The organism is Candidatus Defluviilinea gracilis (genome assembly GCA_016716235.1).
GTDB lineage: Bacteria > Chloroflexota > Anaerolineae > Anaerolineales > Villigracilaceae > Defluviilinea > Defluviilinea gracilis.
In genome coordinates, this window is the sequence record JADJWS010000001.1 from 996,217 (window position 1) to 1,017,696 (window position 21,480).

At 55.3% G+C, this 21,480-nt stretch carries 21 protein-coding genes; 14 read left to right on the forward strand and 7 right to left on the reverse strand.

Annotation, left to right across the window (positions count from 1 at the left end; translation table 11 throughout):
- Positions 1-41 precede the first annotated feature (41 nt).
- Entirely contained in the window at positions 42-695 is a 654-nt protein-coding gene (gene maf / locus IPM31_04650) for a septum formation protein Maf (GenBank protein MBK9006264.1), read from the reverse strand.
- A gap of 76 nt (positions 696-771) precedes the next feature.
- Between maf and xpt the strand changes: the two genes are divergently transcribed.
- The 10 genes from xpt (at position 772) to IPM31_04700 (ending at position 10,264) form a co-directional block, all read left to right on the forward strand.
- Positions 772-1,344 carry a xanthine phosphoribosyltransferase gene (xpt, locus tag IPM31_04655; protein ID MBK9006265.1) on the forward strand — a complete coding sequence of 191 codons (573 nt, stop codon included), beginning with the start codon at positions 772-774 and terminating at the stop codon, positions 1,342-1,344.
- A gap of 44 nt (positions 1,345-1,388) precedes the next feature.
- On the forward strand, positions 1,389-1,760 hold the full coding sequence (locus IPM31_04660) for an HIT domain-containing protein (protein ID MBK9006266.1): 372 nt from the start codon (positions 1,389-1,391) through the stop codon (positions 1,758-1,760).
- Between the two features lie 46 nt (positions 1,761-1,806).
- On the forward strand, positions 1,807-3,417 hold the full coding sequence (gene guaA, locus IPM31_04665) for a glutamine-hydrolyzing GMP synthase (GenBank protein MBK9006267.1): 1,611 nt from the start codon (positions 1,807-1,809) through the stop codon (positions 3,415-3,417).
- A 141-nt stretch (positions 3,418-3,558) separates the two neighbouring features.
- Positions 3,559-4,461 (forward strand): hypothetical protein, encoded by a 903-nt coding sequence (locus IPM31_04670; protein MBK9006268.1) that lies wholly within the window; start codon positions 3,559-3,561, stop codon positions 4,459-4,461.
- Between the two features lie 16 nt (positions 4,462-4,477).
- Positions 4,478-5,446, forward strand: a complete 969-nt coding sequence (locus IPM31_04675) for a hypothetical protein (GenBank protein ID MBK9006269.1) — start codon at positions 4,478-4,480, stop codon at positions 5,444-5,446.
- A complete protein-coding gene (locus IPM31_04680; GenBank protein ID MBK9006270.1) occupies positions 5,439-7,340 on the forward strand; it encodes an FHA domain-containing protein in 1,902 nt (633 codons plus the stop codon). The genes IPM31_04675 and IPM31_04680 overlap by 8 nt, the downstream gene beginning before the upstream one ends.
- A gap of 41 nt (positions 7,341-7,381) precedes the next feature.
- Positions 7,382-8,254, forward strand: a complete 873-nt coding sequence (locus tag IPM31_04685; protein ID MBK9006271.1) for a serine/threonine-protein phosphatase — start codon at positions 7,382-7,384, stop codon at positions 8,252-8,254.
- 4 nt (positions 8,255-8,258) lie between these two features.
- Entirely contained in the window at positions 8,259-8,621 is a 363-nt protein-coding gene (locus tag IPM31_04690) for a cupin domain-containing protein (protein ID MBK9006272.1), read from the forward strand.
- 64 nt (positions 8,622-8,685) lie between these two features.
- Positions 8,686-9,711: a hypothetical protein gene (locus IPM31_04695; GenBank protein MBK9006273.1), complete on the forward strand. Its 1,026-nt coding sequence runs from the start codon at positions 8,686-8,688 to the stop codon at positions 9,709-9,711.
- Between the two features lie 19 nt (positions 9,712-9,730).
- Positions 9,731-10,264 (forward strand): hypothetical protein, encoded by a 534-nt coding sequence (locus tag IPM31_04700; GenBank protein ID MBK9006274.1) that lies wholly within the window; start codon positions 9,731-9,733, stop codon positions 10,262-10,264.
- A gap of 471 nt (positions 10,265-10,735) precedes the next feature.
- On the opposite strand, the gene rsmG is transcribed toward IPM31_04700, so the two are convergent.
- The 6 genes from rsmG to IPM31_04730 all read right to left on the reverse strand — a co-directional run bounded on the left by rsmG (position 10,736) and on the right by IPM31_04730 (position 15,759).
- Entirely contained in the window at positions 10,736-11,446 is a 711-nt protein-coding gene (gene rsmG / locus IPM31_04705; GenBank protein ID MBK9006275.1) for a 16S rRNA (guanine(527)-N(7))-methyltransferase RsmG, read from the reverse strand.
- A gap of 120 nt (positions 11,447-11,566) precedes the next feature.
- Positions 11,567-12,553, reverse strand: a complete 987-nt coding sequence (locus IPM31_04710) for a DUF4349 domain-containing protein (protein MBK9006276.1) — start codon at positions 12,551-12,553, stop codon at positions 11,567-11,569.
- 123 nt (positions 12,554-12,676) lie between these two features.
- The gene (locus IPM31_04715) at positions 12,677-13,408 is read right to left on the reverse strand and encodes a metallophosphoesterase family protein (GenBank protein MBK9006277.1); all 732 of its coding nucleotides are present in this window, start codon (positions 13,406-13,408) and stop codon (positions 12,677-12,679) included.
- A gap of 1 nt (position 13,409) precedes the next feature.
- Entirely contained in the window at positions 13,410-14,624 is a 1,215-nt protein-coding gene (gene coaBC, locus IPM31_04720) for a bifunctional phosphopantothenoylcysteine decarboxylase/phosphopantothenate--cysteine ligase CoaBC (GenBank protein ID MBK9006278.1), read from the reverse strand.
- Positions 14,625-14,750: 126 nt separating this feature from the next.
- Positions 14,751-15,305, reverse strand: a complete 555-nt coding sequence (locus IPM31_04725) for a YbhB/YbcL family Raf kinase inhibitor-like protein (protein ID MBK9006279.1) — start codon at positions 15,303-15,305, stop codon at positions 14,751-14,753.
- Between the two features lie 64 nt (positions 15,306-15,369).
- Positions 15,370-15,759 (reverse strand): GNAT family N-acetyltransferase, encoded by a 390-nt coding sequence (locus tag IPM31_04730; protein ID MBK9006280.1) that lies wholly within the window; start codon positions 15,757-15,759, stop codon positions 15,370-15,372.
- A 663-nt stretch (positions 15,760-16,422) separates the two neighbouring features.
- On the opposite strand from IPM31_04730, the gene IPM31_04735 reads away from it, so the two are divergent.
- The 4 genes from IPM31_04735 (at position 16,423) to IPM31_04750 (ending at position 21,468) form a co-directional block, all read left to right on the forward strand.
- Positions 16,423-18,051, forward strand: a complete 1,629-nt coding sequence (locus IPM31_04735; protein MBK9006281.1) for a hypothetical protein — start codon at positions 16,423-16,425, stop codon at positions 18,049-18,051.
- A 391-nt stretch (positions 18,052-18,442) separates the two neighbouring features.
- Positions 18,443-19,252: a hypothetical protein gene (locus tag IPM31_04740; GenBank protein MBK9006282.1), complete on the forward strand. Its 810-nt coding sequence runs from the start codon at positions 18,443-18,445 to the stop codon at positions 19,250-19,252.
- 67 nt (positions 19,253-19,319) lie between these two features.
- Complete coding sequence (locus tag IPM31_04745; GenBank protein ID MBK9006283.1) at positions 19,320-20,255, forward strand: NmrA family NAD(P)-binding protein; 936 nt, start codon at positions 19,320-19,322, stop codon at positions 20,253-20,255.
- A gap of 355 nt (positions 20,256-20,610) precedes the next feature.
- Entirely contained in the window at positions 20,611-21,468 is an 858-nt protein-coding gene (locus IPM31_04750; GenBank protein ID MBK9006284.1) for a GNAT family N-acetyltransferase, read from the forward strand.
- The last annotated feature ends 12 nt before the right edge of the window (positions 21,469-21,480 follow it).

Sequence of the window (21,480 nt, forward strand, 5' to 3'; positions counted from 1 at the left end):
CCCCTTCGGGGTCATGCCAAAAAAGTTCATTCTTTGCGTTATTAAGTGTCACTCAATATTCTTTCATACACCGGACATTCATACTCCAAATGCTTTTGGCAATTTGCAGGCACATCGGCGTTTGGATGCACATCCATCTTTCGTAACAATCGTGTGACGTGGCATAACGGAAGTCCCATCACGCTGGCGAAACATCCGCGCAGATTTTCAACCGGATGAAACTCCGCATGTTGGATGGCGTACGCGCCGGCTTTGTCGAACGGGTCGCGGGTGGCGATGTACGCGCGCATCTCCTCGTCGGAATACTTTCGCATTGGCACCTCGGTGACGCACAGGTCGGTGAGGAGAAATCCGTCGCTGGCTCGAAGTAGGGCGATGCCGGTGTAGACTTGGTGAATCCGCCCGCGCAGTTGAGTCAACATGGCGAGGGCTTCCGCGTCACTGCCGGGTTTGCCGAGGATGTCGCGTCCGTTCACCACGGTCGTATCAGCCGCAAGGACGATTCGACCGGTTTCCATCCTGCTTACAATGGCGCGGGCTTTGGTTTCCGCGAGTCTAAGAACGTACTCGGCGGGCGATTCGTTCTCTCTTGTGGTTTCGTCAATGTCCGCAACTGAAACGGTGAAGTTCCATTGCGTGAGCGCGAGCAGTTCGCGCCTGCGCGGGGAGTTCGATGCCAGCACGATGTCGGTCACGTGGAAGATTCTAACACAGGCGTTTATAATGTCGTTGCAAGCGCGCGAGCGTTAAACTTGGGATACAGGAGAACACATGAAGGAACTTGAAGAGCGAATTTTGCGCGATGGGAAAAATCTCGGCGGGGGAATTTTGAAGGTGGATAGTTTTGTCAATCATCAAGTGGACCCGCTGTTGATGGATGCCTGCGGGCGCGAGTTTGCGCGGCTCTTCGCCCCGGTTCACGCGACGAAGGTGCTGACCGCCGAAATCTCCGGCATTGCCCCCGCCCTGACGACGGCGATCCATCTTGGGCTTCCGGTGGTGTACGCGCGCAAGACCAAGCCGGTGACCATGCCCGATCAGGTATTTTTGACCCTCGCTCCCTCGCACACGAAAGGACGCATGGTTGAGTTGATCGTCTCGCCGGAATATTTGGCTCACAATGAGCGCGTGTTGATCATTGACGACTTCCTCGCCAGCGGACAGACGATCCTCGGGTTGGCGCGTTTGGCAGAAGCGTCGGGTTCGCAAGTTGTCGGCATCGGCGCGTTGATCGAGAAATCGTTCGAAGGCGGACGGGATGCGCTGGAATCGCTTGGCGTGCCGGTGGAGTCGTTGGCGTGTATTGTTTCGATGGGGGATGGGGAGATCAAGTTTAGAGAGTAGAAAGTAGAAAGTAGAGACCAGAGAATTGGAGAATTGGAGAATTGGTGGATGGTCATTGGCGCGGGTTGCTTTGGTTCTTTGCTCCCCTCATCGGTTGGATGTTCGCTCACATGAGTTTTGCCATTCCTGTAAAGAAACTACGAGAGACTGAGACACTGATGGCGTTTTATCACCCGAAGCCTGCGTATCCGTTTCATGTTCTGCTTGTTCCCAAGAGGGCGGTCAAAACGCTGATGGAATTTGACTCAACCGATTCTGTTTTTCTCACCGACTTGTATTCAACCGTGCAAAGCCTCGTGAAGGAATTTCATCTCACAGCGTATCGGCTTATCGTCAACGGCGGGGAGCGTCAGGACTTTCCGCAGTTGCATTTTCATCTCATCTCAGGGGTCGAAGGTCAAAAGTCGAAAGTCTGAAAAGACAAGAGACCTTTGACCTTCGACTTTTAACCAGGATTATTTCATGACACAATCCATCGCCATCTTGGACTTCGGCTCTCAATATGCCCAACTCATCGCGCGACGCGTGCGGGAGGCGCATGTGTATTGCGAATTATTTCCGTGGGACGCGCCGCAGGAAAAGATTCTCTCCGTCAACCCCAAGGGATTCATTCTCTCAGGCGGACCGAAATCTGTGTACGAAGAGAACGCCCCATTCATTCAAGAATTCATTTTCAAAACGAATTTGCCGATCCTCGGCATCTGCTACGGGATGCAAGCCCTCACGCACGCCCTCGGCGGACAAGTTGACCCTTCCGCGCAACGCGAATACGGGCAAGCCCTCATAGAACCCCAATTCTCTAACCCTCTAGTCTCTAATCTCTCCCAAGTCTGGATGTCTCACGGCGACCGCATCACCAAACTCCCCGATGGATTTGTCGCATTGGCGAAGAGTCAAAACAGCCCCTTCGCGGCGATGGGCGATGTGAAGCGGAAATATTTCGGCGCGCAGTTTCACCCCGAGGTGCGTCACACGCCCAACGGCGAAAAACTGCTGAAACATTTTGTCGTTGACGTGTGCGGCGTCGAGCCAAATTGGACTCCCGAATCGATCATCGAGGAATCCGTCGCGCGGATTCAGAAACAGGTTGGAAGCGAACGCGTGCTCGCGGCGGTTTCGGGTGGAGTTGATTCATCCGTTGCGGCGGCGTTGGTGCATAAAGCCATCGGCGATCAACTCGTGTCTGTGTTTGTGGATACGGGCTTGCTGAGGAAAAATGAAGGAGCGCAGGTCGCTTCGGCGTTTCGGGATCATTTGCATTCTGAATTAATTGTCGTGGATGCCAGCGACGAGTATTTCTCCGCGCTCCAAGGCGTGACCGAACCGGAGCAAAAGCGAAGGATCGTCGGCGAGAAGTTTATTCGCATTTTTGAAGCACAGGCGAAGCAGGTCGGTCAGCCGAAGTTTTTGGTGCAGGGGACGATCTATCCCGATGTGGTTGAGTCGTCTGCCCCGGACAGAAACAAAGCCGAGAAGATCAAAACGCATCACAACGTCGGCGGATTGCCCGAAGATATGCAATTCGAACTCGTCGAGCCGTTGCGCTATTTATTCAAGGATGAAGTGCGGGCTGTCGGCGAAGCGCTGGGGTTGCCGGAGTCGCTGGTGTGGCGGCAACCGTTCCCAGGTCCCGGCTTGACCGTGCGCTGTCTAGGGGAGGTGACGCGCGAGCGTGTGTCCCGTCTGCGGGCGGCGGATGCGATCCTGATCGAGGAATTGTCTAAAGAAGGATTGCTTCGTTCGTCCAGCAGTTCAACTTCGTCTAGTTCGTCTAGCAGTTCAACTTCGTCTAGTTCGTCCAGCAGTTCAACTGCTGGACAATCCACCTCGCAAGCATTTGTCGTCTTGCTTCCCGTGCGCTCCGTCGGCGTGATGGGCGACCAGCGGACGTATCAAGAGGCGGCGGCGATCCGCGCGGTGACGACGGAGGATTTCATGACCGCCGATTGGGCGCGCCTGCCGCATGACCTGCTGGCGCGCGTGTCGAGCCGCATCGTCAACGAGGTGGAGGGAATCAACCGCGTGGTGTATGATATTACCAGCAAGCCGCCCGCGACGATCGAATGGGAGTAACAATTTACGATTTACGATTTACGATTTACGATTTACGATTTACGATTGGCGATTGGCGATTGACGATTGACGATTTCGCGCTGAGCGGAGGGTCGAATGCTTGTTGAGACCCGCAGACGAAGCGGGCTTTGAGGAGATGCGATGAATTTTGACATTGGCGAAGTTCTATCCCGCGCGGTGCAGATCACGTGGAAGAATAAATCGTTTTGGGGGTTGGTCATCCTTCCGATGCTGGTAAATTTCATTGGCATTCCGCTGTATTTTCTTCCGCTCTTCTTATTGGATGAAAACGGTTCGGGTGTGCCGGTCTTTTTCGAGAACCCGCTGTTCATTGTGTTCTTCTTTATCTTCCATGTTGTCTTCATCCTGCTCACGATCGCGCTAGCCACCTATGGCAATTCGGCTCTGGCGTTAGGCATCGTCCGCTTGGAGCGGGGCGAAGAGAAAACATCCTTCAAACAATTGTTACTGGACGCGAAAACATATTTCCCCCGCATGTTGGGCATCATGTTCCTGACCACCTTTGTGATCGGCGCGATATTTTCCGCCATCTTCGGCTGTATGACCCTGTTCGGCATCGTCACCGCAGGCATCGGTTTTATTTGCATCCAGCCTCTTTTCATCCTAATGTACCCGGTCATGTTCATCCTGCAAGCATACATGGAACAGGCGCAAGCCGCGGTAGTGGCAGACGAGATGGGGGTTATGGAATCGCTCGCCAAAGGCTGGGAATTGCTGAAGGCGAATTTCTGGCGGTTGGCGCTTCTCTCGCTGGTGGTGTATTTTGCCATGTCGGTGTTAAGCGGTATTATTGTTGCGCCGTTCATGATTCCCTTCTTTTTCCTTCCATTTTTTCTCGAATCCAACAACTTTGACCCGACAACCTTTGGGCTGGCGCTGATGGGGATCATGCTCTTTTTCTTCCCGCTCATGGCGCTGGTGCAGGGGGTTGCGGTCACCTTCATGAAATCCGCGTATATCCTTGCATACCTGCGCTTGACACAAACGCCTGCCGCGCCTACCCTAGCGGAAGCGGCGGCATAACAGAAAGGAGTTCGCTATGAATTTCAACTTTGGAGAAGTGCTCACCCGAGCCTGGCAGATCATTTGGAAGCACAAAATTCTGTGGGTTTTTGGCATCTTCGCCGGTTGCGGGCGAAGCGGAGGCAGTTTCAATTCAAATTTCAGTAGTCGAGGCAGTAACGGGGGAGACGGTCAGCCGCCCGAGATTCCTCCGCAAATGATGCGCTGGTTGCAAACCATCGAACAGAATCTCACCACGATCATCATCGTTATGGTCGCCGTGGTCTGCATCATTTGGATCGTCACCACCTTCCTCAGCGCCATCGGCAAGATCGGCTTGATCCGCGGCACAGCGCAAGCGGAAGGCGGCGCGGCATCGCTCGTCTTCGGCGAACTATTCAGCGGAAGCGTTCCGTATTTCTGGCGCATGTTCGGTCTTTCGTTGATCTTAGGTTTGCCCGTTTTCATTATCGTCATGGCAATTGCTGTGGTCCTGGTTGGCGGCATCGCCGCAAGCGGAGGCAACGAAACCGCGATCGTTGGGATCGTGGGAATGACGCCCATCATGATCGGTTGTTTATGCCTGCTCATGCCGGTCATGTTCGTGCTGGGCATGATCTTCCGCCAGGCAGAGAACGCGGTCGTGCTGGAGGAGATGGATGTCCTACCCGCCATCACGCGCGGGTGGGAAGTATTCAAAGCCAACCTCGGTCCGATCATCCTCATGGCGATCATCCTCGCCGTGATCGGGTTCGCGGCTGGTTTCGTCATCGTCCTCCCGATCTTCGCTATCGTCTTCCCGGCGATGATCGCCTTCATGGCGGGGCAAGGACAGAACCTAACGCCCCTATACATGATGGGCGCTTGTTTATGCCTCTTCATCCCCGTCGCCTGGTTGCTACAGGGAATCATCATCGCCTACGCCGAATCCGCATGGACGTTGACCTACATGCGCTTGACCAAACCGCAGGATAACGCGCCGCTTCCCACTGAGGCAAATGCGTAGACTTCTCGCGCTCTTTCTCAGTGGATGCCTGCTCGCCGCTTCTTCGACATTCGCGTCCGCCCAAACCGGCGCGTATGCCGAGATCGTCAGCGTGGACACGCAGAACTTCCCACAAATTTCCGCGCTGTTGGACGTGTTTAACGCCAACGGCGGATTCGAATCGAATCTTCAGCCGTCCGATCTCACGGTCTACGAGGATGGTCAGCCGCGTCCGGTCGACGCGTTGACCCAGCTCGAAGTCCCGGCGCAGATCGTGGTGGCGGTCAACCCCGCGCCCGCGCTGGATGTGCGCGACTCGACCGGTCAACCGCGCTTTGCGGGTGTGTTAAACGCGTTGGGCGCGTGGGCAAACTCCCAACCCGCCGATTCGCGCGACGATCTGAATCTCGTGTCGCTCTCCGGGTCGCTCATCACGCATGGGACCGTGCAGGAATGGTTCGTCAGCCTAAGCTCGTTCAAGCCCGACTTCCGCAAGTCAGAACCGAACCTGCAAACCCTCTCGATCGCGCTCGATACCGCCTCCCTGCCGGTTTCACAGCCCGGCATGAAACGCGCCATCCTGTTCATCACGCCGCATCTCAACGATCCCAATATCGATAACTCCATCGCGCCGCTCATCCAACGCGCCGTGGAGTTAAAGGCGCGCGTCTTCGTCTGGTTTGTGGACGCGCCGGAGGAGTTCGTCTCGCCGAGCGCGAATGCCTTCAAATCGCTCGCCTTGCAGACCAACGGCTCGTTCGCCGCGTTCTCCGGCGCCGAAGCGTTGCCCGACCCGGCGATTTACTTCGCGCCGTTGCGGCAGATGTACACGCTCACATACGCCTCCGCCCTCAACACAGCCGGGGCGCACACCCTCGGACTGAACGTCGACACCCCGCAGGGACAGATATCCGCGCCGGCTGTTTCATTCAGCGCGGATATCCAGCCGCCCAACCCGATCTTCCTCTCGCCGCCCTCGCAGATCACCCGCCAGCCGCCGGCAGACGACCCCTACAACACCGAAATCCTCACGCCGCAGACGCAGGTCATCAACATCGTCGTGGAATTCCCCGATGGACACAAACGCGACCTGACGCGCACCACGTTATACGTGGACGACGTTATCGTCGCCGAAAACACCCAGGCTCCATTTGAGCGCTTCGTTTGGGATCTCTCGGCCTATGAAGACAGCGCCCAACACACGATCGTCGTCGAAGCGGAAGATTCGCTCGGGTTGAAAAAATCGAGCATCGGCATCCCGGTCACCTTTACAGTGACGCCGGCACCTCGCGGAGTTCAGGCGTTATTCGCCCGCTATAGTTCCACCATCATCCTCGGAGCCATCGCGCTGGCAGGCATCGCCCTGGTGGGAATCCTGCTCCGAAGCCGAAAGCCCCACACCCCCGCCACAAAAGAACGGAAATCGAAACCGCGCTTCGAAGACCCGCTCACCCAACCGGTGGCGTCCCTGACGGCGCCTCCCGCCTCGGCTACCAAGAAGGCAAAAACCGTTCCGCGTCGCACAAGTTGGCTCCCCTCCAGACCTGTGCGCGTGGCAGACGCGCCCGCCTACCTCATCCGTCTCGTCAACGGAGGCGAGCCTGCCAGCGTGGCGCCGATACCGGTCACCGAAAAAGATATGACCTTCGGCACTGACCCGGTGCAATCGGTTCGCGTGCTGGACGATCCGTCCATTTCGCCGTTGCATGCCCGCATCAAACAGACCGATCACGGTGTTTTCACAATATACGACAACAACTCGATCGCGGGCACGTGGGTGAACTTTGACCCGGTCCCGCGTGAAGGACGCCGCCTCGTCCACGGCGATCGGATCCACTTTGGGGGGCTGGTCTACCGCTTCGACTTGAAGCAAGCCCCCCCGGCGCCTGAACCGAGGGTTATATCCAAAAAGTAGGATAGGCTGACCTCGTCCCTGCTGTATAATCTAAAAATCTTATGATGAAACGCACCGCGCGCGCGCATTTGAACGTTGAAGCCCAGACCCACGCCGGCATGACCGGCAAGAACAACGAGGATCGCTACGCGGTGGCATCGTTCGTTCTTGCCGGCAGTGAGCGGACTCCGTCGCTGTTCGCCGTGCTGGCAGATGGGATCGGCGGTCACCGGGCGGGCGAAGTGGCGGCGGAACTGGCGGTCAATCATATCGTGGATGTGGTGGCAAAAAGCGACGGGCATCAGGTCCGCCGGACGCTCGAAGACGCGGTGGCAGATGCCAGCAACGCCATCGCCGCGCATTCCGCGTCGAACGACAACCTCAAGGGTATGGGCTCCACATGCGCCACAGTATGGATCGTGGGCGACCGCCTGTACACGGCTTCGGTGGGCGATTCGCGCATTTACCTCCTGCGCGGCGGGAAGATTCAACAACTATCAGTAGACCATACCTGGATCCAAGAGGCGCTCGAGAAAAATATTATCACGCCCGAAACGGCGCGCGAACACCCGAACGTGCATGTGATTCGCCGCTATCTCGGCTCCGCCGTGCCGCCCGAAGCGGATTTCCGCTTGAAACTCTCCAAAGAGGATAATGACGAGCAAGCGGAGGCGCATCAAGGGGTGAGACTTCAGCCCAACGATGTGGTTTTGTTGTGCAGCGACGGGCTGACGGACCTGGTCTGGAACGATGAAATTTTGGAAACCGTGAATTCGAAACCCAACCTCAAAGAAGGCGCGGGGGCGTTGATCGCGCTCGCCAATTCGCGCGGCGGACACGACAACATCACCGTAGTGCTGGTCTCGATCCCCGCCGATTACGCCTCGAAGCAGGTCAAAAAACAGGATTGGCTTTCATGGCTGATGGGAGAATAAAACAATGACCGTCAAACATTCCACCGACGTTGAGGCGAAAAACGTCGCCGCCGGGAAGGATACAACCATCCAGGTTCTCATCTCCTCGCAGGAGGGACCGAACTTCGCGCTGAGAAAATTTTCCATGCAACAGGGCGGAGGCATGCCGCGCCACACCAACCTGGTCGAACATGAGCAATACGTCCTGCGCGGCGAAGCGGATATCACCGTCGGCGACGAGTCGCATCACGTGAAAACGGGCGATGTGGTTTTTATTCCCGAAGGCGTCATCCATTCGTATCAAAACACCGGGGCAGAACCGTTCGAGTTTTTGTGCATTGTCCCCAACAAGGAAGATAAGATCGTGATTGTGGATGAGGGGTGTTGATGATTGAATCGATATGGGATACTTGGGCGGAGAAATTCGTCTAAGAAGAGAAGGACGTTGGAAGATGGTCAAAAAACTTCCATGGCTTGTTACGATCGTGTTTCTCGCCGCCTGCGCCGCGCCGACTGAAATTCCCATTCTTTCTCCAACGATCACGGCGACTCAACTGCCAACCGCTTCGCCGACAGAAACCCCAACCTTCACCCCCACCCCCGAACCGACGGCGAACCCTGAGGACGCTTACTACCAATCCCTCACTCCTGAACAGCAGGCTCTTTTTGACCAAACCAAAGACATGACGGGGGAGGGCTTTACCCGCCAGTTCCTCGCCGAGCAAGGGCTGACCAGTTACCTCGCTTATTACGATACAGACGGCGAAGTCGCCTTTGTGTGGAATTTCGAGCAGGGAAAACCAAATCCCGCCCTCAAGATCGAAAATAACCTCCTCATCAATGAAACTTCAGGGAGCCATATTATCTGGAACCCAGAACTCAACAGGGCGGAGGCGCAAAAAACTTTAGCCGATTACTTTCGATACGCCCGCGCCCGAGTAATTGCTGGGGCGAACCATGTGGAACTGGGCTACACGCTTGAGAGCGCTCTGGCAAATCCCTTGGCGCAACGGTATCTGGAAGAGGGCAGAAGAGTTACGCTACTGCCAACTTCCCGAAATTACACAAATGTAGATGGAAGCCCCGCAAGATTTAGCGTCCCCGCTCAAAAAATTTTTATTTCTGGTGAAACGCCAATCGTCTTTCGAACTGTTCAGGAATTGGATGAAAACATGGTTGTTGTTTCTGGAAGATCTGATGGCAACAGATGGATGTTTTCTCGTAGTTTTGAACAGTCTCCAGAGGGGGCTCTATTTATTAATTACTTTGATGCTGGTTCCGACGCAAGTTTAGCCTCCTCAAATGACTCTAATTTGATTCTTGCGAGAAGATTGGCATTGTCATTTCATTTAATTTTTGGGAGAGCTGAGAGACCCAACACAATTGGTGTAGAAGATACAGTTACTGTATCATTTATCTTTAACGGCGTAGGATTACTTCCAAAAAAACCACTCATTATCTATTCACACTCTCGTTAATTTTGTGCTACTATGAATTGTGGGAAAATATATAGCCATAACTCTTGTAATTCTTCTTGTGTTTTTTGCAGGGCTTTTTGGCTATATGTACTTTCAAGGAGCAAGTAGCGCTACTCCAAAAATCAAAAATGCCCAAGTGGAAATAGAAAATAAAGATAATCTGAGACTGCTTTTGAGTGACCTTGGCTGGTATAAAGCAAACACGCTTACCATGCTCTCGGGAATTACCATTCAGTCAAGCGAAGTAACTGGAATTGAGGTAGTTTATTCCAATTTCAAACAACCATTTTTACAGCAAGGGGATGGGAAAGGTAATGTATTTGCCTCAGTTGACACTGAAATTGTGAATGATAAGCTGGTTTTTACCGTTCATGTTGATCCCAAGAGACTAACTGAAGCACGGGATAGGAATTGGTGGATAGATAGTCAGGTAATTCGCGCTCTACATAAAATGCTAAACCCGAACACGACCGATGAAATGCTCATTGAAAAAGACAGGCAAATGTTTGATAAATATAAGGGAAAGATTGATCTTTGGCACATAAAATTCTAAAGGCATGAAAAAATTGATTTCACTTTTTTTGATATTGAATGGTTTTATATTTGCAAAAGATGTATATGCACAGGTGGGGTGTTGTACAGGCACTGTAACAACTGGAGAGGTTTATTGCCCATCAGGTGGTAATGATAAAACAAATTGGTATTGCACGAATACCAGTACTGCTTATGGCTGTGGGGGGTTGGATTACTCAACCTGCGTTAATACTAGACCCGATCCAACAAGCGCGATCAGTTGCGGACAATCGGGAGTAACTTGCACAGGCTGTGGATGGTCGACAACGGCATGTAGCGGTGGGGGAGGCATAGGCGAGCCGTGCTCAAACGACTCCGACTGCTCTTCGGGAAGGTGCAGCGCCCAACGGGGAATCTGTGTCGACGCGGGAGGCTTTATCTGCCCGGAAGACCCCCCTTTCGTATCTTTCCTCTTTCACCTTTCTTTGAGTAGAGGAAAGATCGCGCTTAATTACAACGCCTGTTTCGCGGGCATCCCCGCTTTGCGCGGATATTTCTCCGGCGTCGCCGCGACCTTGTCCACCAGCACGAGATAACGATCATCTTCAACATCTGGTAAATTCACGGGGATCAACTCTCTTAATTCACCACCCAACAACTTCATCGCCTTTTTCGCGGACTTCGCTTCGGCGCGCGCGGTTTCGCCTTTTTGCGCGAGCATCGTCCCGTTCACTTTGACCAGCGGCAAAAGATATTCGCTCAACACGTTGAGGTTCGCCACCGCGCGCGCCACTGCCCAGTCGTATGCCTCGCGGTGATTTTTGTTGTGTCCCAGATCTTCCGCGCGGGCTTGGATGACACTCACTTCACTCAATCCCAGCGTGCCGACGATGTGCTGGCAAAACATCGCCTTCTTGCCCACCGAATCGACGACGGTCAATTTCAAATTGGGGTAGAGGATTTTCAGCGCAAGCCCGGGGAACCCCGCGCCAGTCCCCACGTCGATGAGCGAGGCGGGCGGATTCGCATTCCACGCCAACACGCACGAGAACGAATCCAAAAAATGTTTCGTGCGGATGGATTCCGAATCGCGGATGGCGGTCAGGTTGAATTTCTGGTTCCACTCCAGCAATTCTTTTTCATACGTGATCAACGACATCACCTGCCTGCCTGTGATGTGAACGTTGAACAACTCCTGCGCCGCGCGGACGAGTTTTTCCATGGGTGGGATTATACCTGTTGAAAACCTTTCCTCTTTCTTCTTTCCTTTGCGATGAAAGAGGAAAGAAGAAAGACCGCCAAATATGACGGTCTTTCGTGTTTGCTTGCTTGCAGAAGAGCCTTACTTCTTCACTTCCTCTTTCACTTCCACAGCCGCTTTCGCTTTGGCGAACCTGCGATACAACTTTCGTCCGCCGAGGAACAGAAGGTACAGCGGGATGGCAACCAGAACCAGCGCGGGAAGCGTGTATAACACGAAGCGGATCAGGAACTGGATGAAACCCTGCGTGAAGTAGATCAAGTCCTGAATGGCGTCGTTGGCTGTGCCTTCCAGTTTCCAGCCGCCGATCTCCACCGGTTGGACGGTCTCTTCGGCGATCAAGCGGATGCTGACCGCGGAGAGCGCAACCGACTCATCGTAGTATTTGATCTGCCCTTTCAGCACCTCGATCTCGCTTTGGATGATCTGCAATTGGGTATAGACCGCCAACACATCCTCGGTCTCATCGGCGGCGTCGAGGATCTCCAGCAGTTTCTTCTCGGCGGCTTGTTTGGCTTTGAGTTGCGACTGCAAATCCACGTAGATGTTGGTCACATCTTCGCCGGTGCGGTTCTCGTAGTTCACCTCCACCGCGCCTTCTTTGATGGCTTTGAGCGCGTCATCGAGTTTCTCCTGCGGCACGCGGATGGTGATCGAGGCTTCCGGCGCTTCCACGCTGTTGGGTCCGTAATAGGTGGTGTACAGGTTCGACGAAACCACGAATCCGCCCATTTCTTTTGCCAGGGCTTCGATCTCGCTCATGCGCGTTTTCGGGTCGGCGACCACAATGGCAAGGTCCGCGTTCTGGATGACCATGCGCTCTTGAGACTGGGTGATGAGCGAGGTTTGCGCCTGGTCGCTGAGCGGTTGAATCGGCGCGCTGGCAAGTTCTTCCGGCGCGGGTGGCGCAAACACATCGGGCGCTCCGCCCCCGCCGTACCCGGGAAGCGCGTAGTTTATGGTGCTATACGTCCTTCCTACTTGCAGGCCGAATATATTCATCAGCAACGAACCGACGAGGACAAAAGCAAGCGCTACCGATAGAATGATCAAAATTGGGCGTTTCATGTTTTCTTCTCCTTGATCGAGCAAAGTGATTTCACTCTACAGACGACTCACCTCTTGTAATGTTCCACTCCCACCAACCATTTTCCACTTTCTAGTCTCTGCCTGCAATTCTCTAATGACGAATTACCACCCCTCCACCAACCTCACCGCATGTTTCTCCGGTAACTTCACGGCGCGGATACGTTTTTGCACCGCGGAAATATCATATTTTACCCGGCGCGGCTCCCACTTTTTTTCTTCCGTGTCATAGATGGCATACGCGGCGCGCGGATCGCGGTCGCGCGGCTGACCGACCGAGCCGGGATTCATGATCAGCCGCGGAGTGAGCGTCATCGCCTCGTTCACTTTCAGCGATTCGAGCGTCACGCGGTCGTTTTCCGGATGCAGGCGGAACATGCACTGCAAATGCGAATGACCCACCATGCACCAGGGCGTGGTGAAATGCCCAAAGTTCAAGCGCGCCGAAAGCGCGTTCAAAATATATTCCCAGACCGAATCGCGCGGGCTTCCATGCACGAGGCTGGCATCCCCTTTCACGGTCAGGTTCGACGGCAGGGAAAGCAGGAAATCCATGTTTTCCTTCGTCAATACTTTTTCGTGATACTCAAGCGCGCGTCGCGCGTCGCCGTTGAACGATTCAAAGGGGATCTTACCGATCGCCGCCACATCATGGTTGCCGAGCAGGCACGTGAGGTTGGGCAAACCGCGCACCTTTTCCACCACCTCGTTCGGGTCGGGACCATAGCCCACCAGGTCGCCGAGACACCACGTTTCATCCACCACGCCGGCGTCAGCCAACACCGTCTCGAGGGCGGTAAAGTTTGCGTGAATATCCGAGATCACCAGGACGCGCATATCACCCCAGCAATCCCGCAACCCGCTCGATCAAAATCTCAGCCGCGTCTGTTTTACTCATCAAAGCTAATGATTCCTCGCGTCCGTCTGCAAACAATAAAGTAATACGATTGGTTTCCACGGCAAACCCGGCGTCGCCCGCCGAAATATCGTTTGCCGCGATCATATCCAAGCCTTTGGATTTTAACTTATTTGACGCGTTTTCCAACAGGTCGCGCGACTCGGCCGCGAAGCCGACCACCACCTGCGGGCGCGTCTTTCCGCCATTGTGGCTGGATACGGCTTTCAGGATGTCGTCCGTCGCCTCGAGTTCGATCTGCGGCGCGCCGCCTTCCTTTTTGATCTTGTCTTTTGCCGAGGTTTTCGGGCGGAAGTCTGCCACTGCCGCCGCCATGATGAGCGCGTGGCTCCCGGCTGATTCTTGCAGAACGGCATCGAGCATTTGCCGCGCCGTCTGCGTCTGTATGACGCGCGCGCCCACGGGAGGTTTCAACGCGCTGGGCGCGGTGATCAAGGTGACTTGCGCGCCGGCGTCGACTGCGGCTTGGGCTATGGCATAGCCTTGTTTGCCGGAGGAGTGATTCGTCAGCACGCGGACCGGGTCGAGCGGCTCTTGAGTCCCGCCGGCGGTGACGATCACGTTCCGCTGGGCGAGCCGGCCGTCCCGTCCGAGAAGGAGGCGGATGTGTCCGATGAGTTCGTTTGTCTCCGGGAGTCGCCCTTTGCCGGTGAGTCCCGAGGCGAGGTGTCCCTCCGCCGGTTCGATGATGCGCGCGCCGCGTTTGCGAAGGGTATCCAAATTCTCTTGTGTGGCGGGGTGATCGTACATGCCGCCATCCATCGCGGGGGCAAGGAGGAGCGGACTGTTCGATGCCAAGGCTGTGACGGTGAGGAGCGAATCCGCCTGACCGCGCGCGAGTTTGGCGAGCGTGTTCGCGGTGCATGGCGCGATGACGAGCAGGTCGGCGGTGTGACCCAAGCCGACGTGGAGCACATGCGCTTCGTCGCCCCATAGATCAGCATCGGCGTAGGCGCGACGACCGGTGACCGATTGAAACGTGAGCGGCGCAATAAATTTTTGCGCGGCTTCGGTGAGGATCACATCCACCTGCGCGCCGGCTTGGGCGAGTTTGGATGCGAGGTCGGCGGCTTTATAGGCGGCGATGGAGCCGGTGACGCCGAGAAGGATACGTTTGTTGGAAAAGACAGACATCATCAAGATTATACATCCACGAAAAAAGCGACGCGGGGAGGTGCATCGCTTTTATCATGAATTATTCGCAGATGGGGCAAGCCCGCAATGGCTCATGGGTACGGCTATCGCGATTGGTTTTCCGATTCGCTATTTGCTGAATGTGCCGACCAGTTCGCCTTGCGCCAGGATATGACCTTCCATCGCTTTGAGCAGTTCGCCTTTGTTTGCGCCGGGGAGCAAGCCCAGCATTTCGTCGAGCGCATAGAGCTTGAAGAAGTAACGATGCGTTCCGCCTGGCGGGCATGGTCCTCCGTAGCCGATATCGCCCCACGAATTTTTACCGGTAAATGGATTCCCCTGTCCTTCGGGAACATTCTTGCCAGTGATCGCCAGGTCTTCGGGCAAACCGCGCGCATCGGCGGGAATATTGTATAACACCCAATGTACCCAGCCGCCGGGCGCGTCGGGGTCGTCCATGAGGAGCGCGAAGGATTGCGCGCCAGCGGGCGGTTCGCTCCACGCGAGGGCGGGTGAAATATCTCTGCCGTTGCACGAATATTTCACCGGGATGGAGCCGCCATTGGCGAACGCGTCGCTGGTGAGTGTGAGTTGGTTCGGCACAACAGCCTCCGTTGCCGCCGCCGGAGATGAGCAGGCGGCAGTCAAAATAATCATCGTAAAAAATAGCGGGTAATTTCGCATGATGACAAGTATATCCTCTGTGTCGTCCGTTTTTAAAATCCACCCCTATTTCGCCGACTTTGCTTTACAACTTTTTGATGAAGTGAACCAGGCGTCCCACTTCGTAGTAGCCGGTCTTGTAGTGCGCTTGAATACTGACTTCGTTCTCCAGCCAGGTATCAGACCCCATTTCGGCGCACCCATTTTCGCGCGCCCAATCCTCGGCAGTGCGGATCATCTCGCGCCCCAGTTTTTGTCCGCGGATGTTCTCATCTACGAACCACGCTTCGATATATCCCACCGGGCTGGTCTCGCATCCCTCTGCCACGTCGCGCAGGCGGGCTTCCACGAAGGCAACCAGCCCTCCGTCGGCGCGCGAGGCGACAAAGACCGCGCGTTGCTTGTCCTCCAGAATTTCGTCCAAGTCCCAATCTAAATATTCGATGGGGGCTTCGGGCCACAGCAGTTGCCGCATTCTCAGCCATTCGGGTTTATCGGCCGCGGTCGCGCGGCGAATCTCGTAAGTCACAGGCTCACCATAGGGTTAATCGATGCGAGTCAGATTATAGTCAATATCCAACGTCTGGCAATGATTTGCCCCGCAAAAGCCTGACCACAACCGCAGATTCGTCTTCAAGCCGGTGATCGTATACCCAAGTTTTCACCGCTGGGGCGCGGAGTATTTCATTTTTTGGCTCTACCGTAATTAACGGGAAAGCCCAAAAACCTTAGCCACGGATTTCACAAAGTCACACGGATTGTTTAAAAAATCGTGAAAATCCGTGTAAATTCGCGGCAAAGAATGTTCCTGCGAATCGTCATCCCGTCAGAAATGGGAGAGCCGAAAATGTTTTTCGCCGCGCAAACCCATCACGCGCAATGCGGCTGTGACGGTTCGTTCTACCGGAGAGAGCATTGAGCGAATGAAAAGTATTCGAGTGTGTTCCCAAATGCGCTTCGAGAACAACCTCGCAAAGGCTCCCAGGATCGTGATATAGTCTGCTGGCAGGGTTGGTATGAACTACCTCTTGGTCGAGTGTTTGCGTTAGGTTACCCTGCTTTTTTGTTAATCTCCAAATGGATAAAGTCCAGCTTAGCGGTTAAATTCTTTCGCAGCCTCATGATATAACTCAAACCGATGTCCGTCTTCAACCCAACCCAAAAACCCGAAGTGAGATTTCAGCCAGAGGTGTGGCGCAGTTTTCAGCGCGGCATTCATAAAATTGTGGACGCGGTTGCGCCCACGCTGGGACCGCGCCCGCGTTATGTGGCGATCCAACCCACGCACCGCGCCGACCCGCCCGAACTGCTCGATGACGCGGGGCAGATCGCGCGGCGCATCATCCAAATCGCCGACCGCGATGAAGATGTCGGCGCGATGTTTACGCGGCAGATGTTGTGGCGTCTGCGCGAAGAGGTGGGCGACGGCGCGGCAACGGCGGCAGTGTTGTTCAAAGCCGTGTACAATGAAGCGCTCAAATACATCGTGGCAGGCGGCGGCGCGATGCGCGTCCGCGTGGGATTGGAGCAGGCGCTCGATGTGGCGTTGACCGCGCTCGATAAGCAGGTTCAGCGGCTCGACGAAAAAAACGACCTCAAACAATTTGCGCGTTCGCTCTGCCCCGATGAATCCGTCGCCGATCTGCTTGGCGAAATCTTCAACCTCATCGGCGCGGATGGACATTTAATCACGCAACTTGGGCGCGGCTTTGCCAGCGAACGCGAATACGTCGAAGGTCACTTGTGGGGCGGGGGTCTGCTCGCGCGCAATCTCATGCTCGAGCCTCAGCGGCAGCGTTCGCGCCTGGAAAACGCCGCCCTCCTCATCACCGATTTGGAAATTGAATCCGCCAGTCAACTCACACCTGCTTTGCGCGTTGCGCTGGAAAACGGCGAAAAAAATCTCGTCATCGTGGCGCGTAAACTTTCAGAGGAAGCCGCCGCCCTGCTGGTAAAAATCAACCGCGACTCGGATCAAATGCGCGTCACTGCCGTCAAAACGCCAGGCACAGGCACAACGGATCAATCTGCCGCGCTTGAAGATTTATCCGCGTTGGCGGGCGGGCGCGTCATCCTTCAGGTGGAGGGGCAAATGCTGGAGACCGTCAGCGCCGAGTCATTTGGTCGCGCGCGCCGCGCCTGGGCGGATATGGAACGTGTTGTCATCGTCAACGGCAAAGGCGAGCCGCGCGCGCTTCGCGGTCACATTCAATCCATTCGCCACGCCATTCAACACGCCGACACGCCCGAACAACGCAACAAACTGCGCGAACGCATCGGGCGTTTGCAGGGCGGCGCGGCAATCCTTTCGATTGGCGGCGCAACCGAAACCGAGATGAAAACGCGCCGCGATTCCGCCGAACGCGCCGCGTTGATTTTGCGAAGCGCATTACGTGAAGGCGTCGTCAACGGCGGCGGAATTTCTCTGCTCGATTGCCGCCCCGCGTTGGAATCTGTTTCACACACGATTTTGGATGAAGACCAACGGGCGGGATTCCGCGCCTTGACAAAGGCGCTGGACGCCCCCGCCCGCCTCATTCTCACGAACAGCGGGTTCGACCCATCCGGCTTTTTGACTCATCTGGGGCAGGGTCGCGGCGTCGACGCGCGCGCAGGTCAACTGGTAGAGATGCGCTCTGCTGGCATTGTGGATCCTGCCGCATCCGCGCGCGGCGCGTTGATCAGCGCGGTCCGCGGCGCGGCGCTGGCATTGACGGTGGATGTGGTCGTCCACAAGCGCAACCCGCAGGCTTCGGTGAATCCGTAGGCGCGAGTAGCGCAAAATTAATTTTGCGGCGTTCATTCATACGGCTCTCCCGTTTCTGACGGGATTACGACTCGCAGGAAGATTCTTTGCCACGAATTTACACGGATGTTCACGAATGTTTTAAACAATCCGTGTGAATTTGTGAAATCCGCGGCTAAGGTTTTTGGGCTTTCCTGTTAATAACGGTAGAGCCATTCATACTCAGTAGATCGCGGAAACAGGTTCTTGACGCAGTTGCGCTGCGTCAAGTCAGGCGACACGATGCGCCAAGTCAATCGAACTGTCGCCCGAACTTGCATGAAGTACTGATGTTCAAACGCAATCCTCGGCGGCGGGGATGCCCTGAGCAAAATTGCAAAATGAATTTTGCGACATAAGAAAAGGCAGGACGATGAATTTGGAACAAGATACATTGCTCGCGTTGGCAGAATCGCCAAACTTCAAAAAGGACAAACTCGCCTTCGCGGGAAGGCGTTCGGGTTTGTATCGCTCGCGCGATGCGGGTAAAACATGGGAGGCGGTCAACATCATCAAAGGCGAATCGCTTTCGGTGACGTCGCTGGCGTTTACCCGCGATGGTTTAATGTTCGCCGCGCTCCCTGGCGGAGTCGCCTATTCAAACGATGCGGGCGCTTCGTGGAATTGGACTCAACTCGCCGCGCCGAGTCCGTATGTCACTGCGCTGTGTGTTTCGCCGAACTTTGACAAAGACAAAACCCTATTCGCCGCAACCCTGGAAGACGGGGTCTTTCGTTCTGTGAACGGCGGCAGAACGTGGGAAGGTTGGAACTTTGGATTGCTCGATAAACAGGTCTTATGCCTTGCCATGAATCATGACACTGTTTTTGCGGGCGCAAGCATAGGCTTGTTCCGCAGTGATAACAGCGGACGCTCCTGGAAGGAAATCTCCCTGCCAGTGGATGATACTGTTTTGAGTTTGGGGCTGTTAGAGGCGGGTCTATTTGTCGGCACAGAGTCGAGCGGTTTGTTCGTTTCGGCTGACGACGGGGAATCATGGGAGACGATAAAAGCCATAGCGACAGAAATGCCGATTAATGCGATTCGGATTTCGGCGGGGAAAGAAGCGTCTATCCGCGTGGCGGCGGGGAATACCCTGTTGGAATCCATTGATGTGGGGAAAACGTGGCGTGAAATTCAAGTTCCCGACAGGGACGAACCGATCATGTTCATAGGTCGGTGATGGCTGGGTAAGGCGGACGCCTAACTCCGCGCAATTCAATCATTCCCTGTCTGCTATAATTTTCGCCATGATATTGGTCACCGGCGCGACGGGCTTCATCGGTCGCGCGCTTGTGCGGCACCTCTCAGAAACGGGACAGGAAGTCCGCGTGTTGTTGCGACCTTCGCCGAAATCGCCGCGACTGCCCAAGGGCGTGCCGGTCGAGGTCTCGGTAGTCAGCCTCAATGACGAGAGAGGCGTGCGCGCGGCGTTGCGCGGCGTCCATCAGGTGTTCCATCTTGCCAGCGCGTCGGGTTATGGCCGCCATGGGAATTTGTTCAACACCGATATGGAAGGGACGCGCATCCTTGCCCAAGCCGCGCAAGACGCGGGCATCCAACGCCTGATCTTTCTCAGCCACGTGGGCGCCGACCGCATGTCGGCGTTCCCGGTTCACAAGGCGAAGGGAATCGCCGAAGAGCACATCCGCAAAAGCGGCGTGCCGCACACCATCATCCGCTCGACGATCGTGTTTGGTCCCGAAGATAACTTTACCAATAATATCGCCGCAATTCTTCGCGCTGTTCCGTTTATCTTCCCAACCCCCGGCGATGGCAAAGTTCTGCTCCAGCCGCTTTGGGTGGAAGACCTCGTAACTGCCTTGTTATGGGCGCTTCAGAATCCCGAGATGGTGAATGAAACCTACGAGATCGGCGGCGGCGAATATTTTACCTTGCGGCAGATCGTTGAAACGATCATGAACACCTCGAACACACGGCGCGCCTTCCTTCCGTTATCCATCCCGTTCATGCGAGGACTGTTCGTCACCCTCGACCCGATGATCCCCAGCGCGAATATTTCCACGTACTGGCTCGATTACATCGCCGTCAACCGCACCTGCCCGGTGGAAAACCTCTCGCGCAACTTCGGCTTGATGCCAGCCCGTTTTGGCTACCGGCTCGATTACCTTACGCGCAAGCCGTTCCTGCAACGGCTTCAAGAAGCGCTTCGTTTTTCGCGTTGATCCTCTTTCACCGCGGAGGACACAGATTGACACGAAATTTTCTTATCATGGTTTTCTCTACCATACATGAAAGATTTTTACCGCAAAGCGCGCTAAGGTCGCCAAGTTAAGAAGGTTTTCTTTGCGTTCTTTGCGGGCGCCGCATGGCGTCATGGCGGCGCTTAGCGGCGCACATGTACGGTAGAGAGTCATGGTTAAGACTTTGTAATGGATTACCTAACACGTTCAAAATCGGGACGCTGATTCGCGCTGAAAACGCAGATTTGTCTTTCTTTTAGATCAGCGAAATCGGCTTTGTCTGCGCCCCCAAAACCATTGTGTAAGGTAATCAGACGATGTGATGAAGATTTCGCATATGCCTGCGCCCACCATCAAAATCCTTGAAACTCCCGAAGAAATGACCGCCGTCGAAGAACTGCAACGCCAGGTATGGCATGGCAGTGAAACCGACGTGGTGCCCGCGCATGTCTTCATCGCCGCAGTTCACAACGGCGGCATCGTGACAGGCGCGTACATCGATGAGCAACTCATTGGCTTTGTCTTTGGATTTCCCGGTATCGAAAAAACGCCGGATGGCCCGCGCCCCAAACATTGCTCGCACATGTTGGGCATCCATCCCGATCACCGCGATGGCGGCATTGGCTTCGCGCTTAAACGCGCCCAATGGCAGATCGTCCGCCACCAGGGGCTCGACCACATCACCTGGACGTACGACCCGCTTCTCAGCCGCAACGCCCGCCTCAACATCGCCAAACTCGGCGCGGTCTGCAATACCTATCGCCGCGCGGAATACGGCGACATGCGCGACGGGTTGAACGCCGGGCTTCCCTCCGACCGTTTTCAGGTGGATTGGTGGATCAACACCCGCCGCGTCGAACGGAGGTTGGGCAAGCGCGTCCGCCAACCGTTGACCCTCGACCATTTTGCGCAGGCGGAACTGCAACCCCTCTATGCGCCTCTCGCCTCGACGGGGGACCTGCCTCGCCCACCCGAACATTTCTCGCCCCTTGAAGGAAAGCTCGTTCTCGCCGAAATCCCATCCGATTTCAACGCGCTCAAAGAAAAAGATTTCGCCCTCGCCCGCGATTGGCGATTTTTCACGCGCGAAGTCTTCGAGACCGCATTCAGCGCCGGCTACATCGTCACCGACTTTGTGTTCGATCACGGCAGAAGCTTTTACGTCCTCTCGAACGGAGAAACCACATTGCAATAGACCTCTTGCGAA

Coding starts and splice junctions, on each gene's coding strand:
- xpt (MBK9006265.1), top strand. CDS start 772: ATGAAGGAACTTGAAGAGCGAATTTTGCGCGATGGGAAAAATCTCGGC.
- guaA (MBK9006267.1), top strand. CDS start 1,807: ATGACACAATCCATCGCCATCTTGGACTTCGGCTCTCAATATGCCCAA.
- IPM31_04670 (MBK9006268.1), top strand. CDS start 3,559: ATGAATTTTGACATTGGCGAAGTTCTATCCCGCGCGGTGCAGATCACG.
- IPM31_04675 (MBK9006269.1), top strand. CDS start 4,478: ATGAATTTCAACTTTGGAGAAGTGCTCACCCGAGCCTGGCAGATCATT.
- IPM31_04680 (MBK9006270.1), top strand. CDS start 5,439: ATGCGTAGACTTCTCGCGCTCTTTCTCAGTGGATGCCTGCTCGCCGCT.
- IPM31_04685 (MBK9006271.1), top strand. CDS start 7,382: ATGATGAAACGCACCGCGCGCGCGCATTTGAACGTTGAAGCCCAGACC.
- IPM31_04690 (MBK9006272.1), top strand. CDS start 8,259: ATGACCGTCAAACATTCCACCGACGTTGAGGCGAAAAACGTCGCCGCC.
- IPM31_04695 (MBK9006273.1), top strand. CDS start 8,686: ATGGTCAAAAAACTTCCATGGCTTGTTACGATCGTGTTTCTCGCCGCC.
- rsmG (MBK9006275.1), bottom strand. CDS start 11,446: ATGGAAAAACTCGTCCGCGCGGCGCAGGAGTTGTTCAACGTTCACATC.
- IPM31_04710 (MBK9006276.1), bottom strand. CDS start 12,553: ATGAAACGCCCAATTTTGATCATTCTATCGGTAGCGCTTGCTTTTGTC.
- IPM31_04715 (MBK9006277.1), bottom strand. CDS start 13,408: ATGCGCGTCCTGGTGATCTCGGATATTCACGCAAACTTTACCGCCCTC.
- coaBC (MBK9006278.1), bottom strand. CDS start 14,624: ATGATGTCTGTCTTTTCCAACAAACGTATCCTTCTCGGCGTCACCGGC.
- IPM31_04725 (MBK9006279.1), bottom strand. CDS start 15,305: ATGCGAAATTACCCGCTATTTTTTACGATGATTATTTTGACTGCCGCC.
- IPM31_04730 (MBK9006280.1), bottom strand. CDS start 15,759: ATGCGGCAACTGCTGTGGCCCGAAGCCCCCATCGAATATTTAGATTGG.
- IPM31_04735 (MBK9006281.1), top strand. CDS start 16,423: ATGTCCGTCTTCAACCCAACCCAAAAACCCGAAGTGAGATTTCAGCCA.
- IPM31_04740 (MBK9006282.1), top strand. CDS start 18,443: ATGAATTTGGAACAAGATACATTGCTCGCGTTGGCAGAATCGCCAAAC.
- IPM31_04745 (MBK9006283.1), top strand. CDS start 19,320: ATGATATTGGTCACCGGCGCGACGGGCTTCATCGGTCGCGCGCTTGTG.
- IPM31_04750 (MBK9006284.1), top strand. CDS start 20,611: ATGCCTGCGCCCACCATCAAAATCCTTGAAACTCCCGAAGAAATGACC.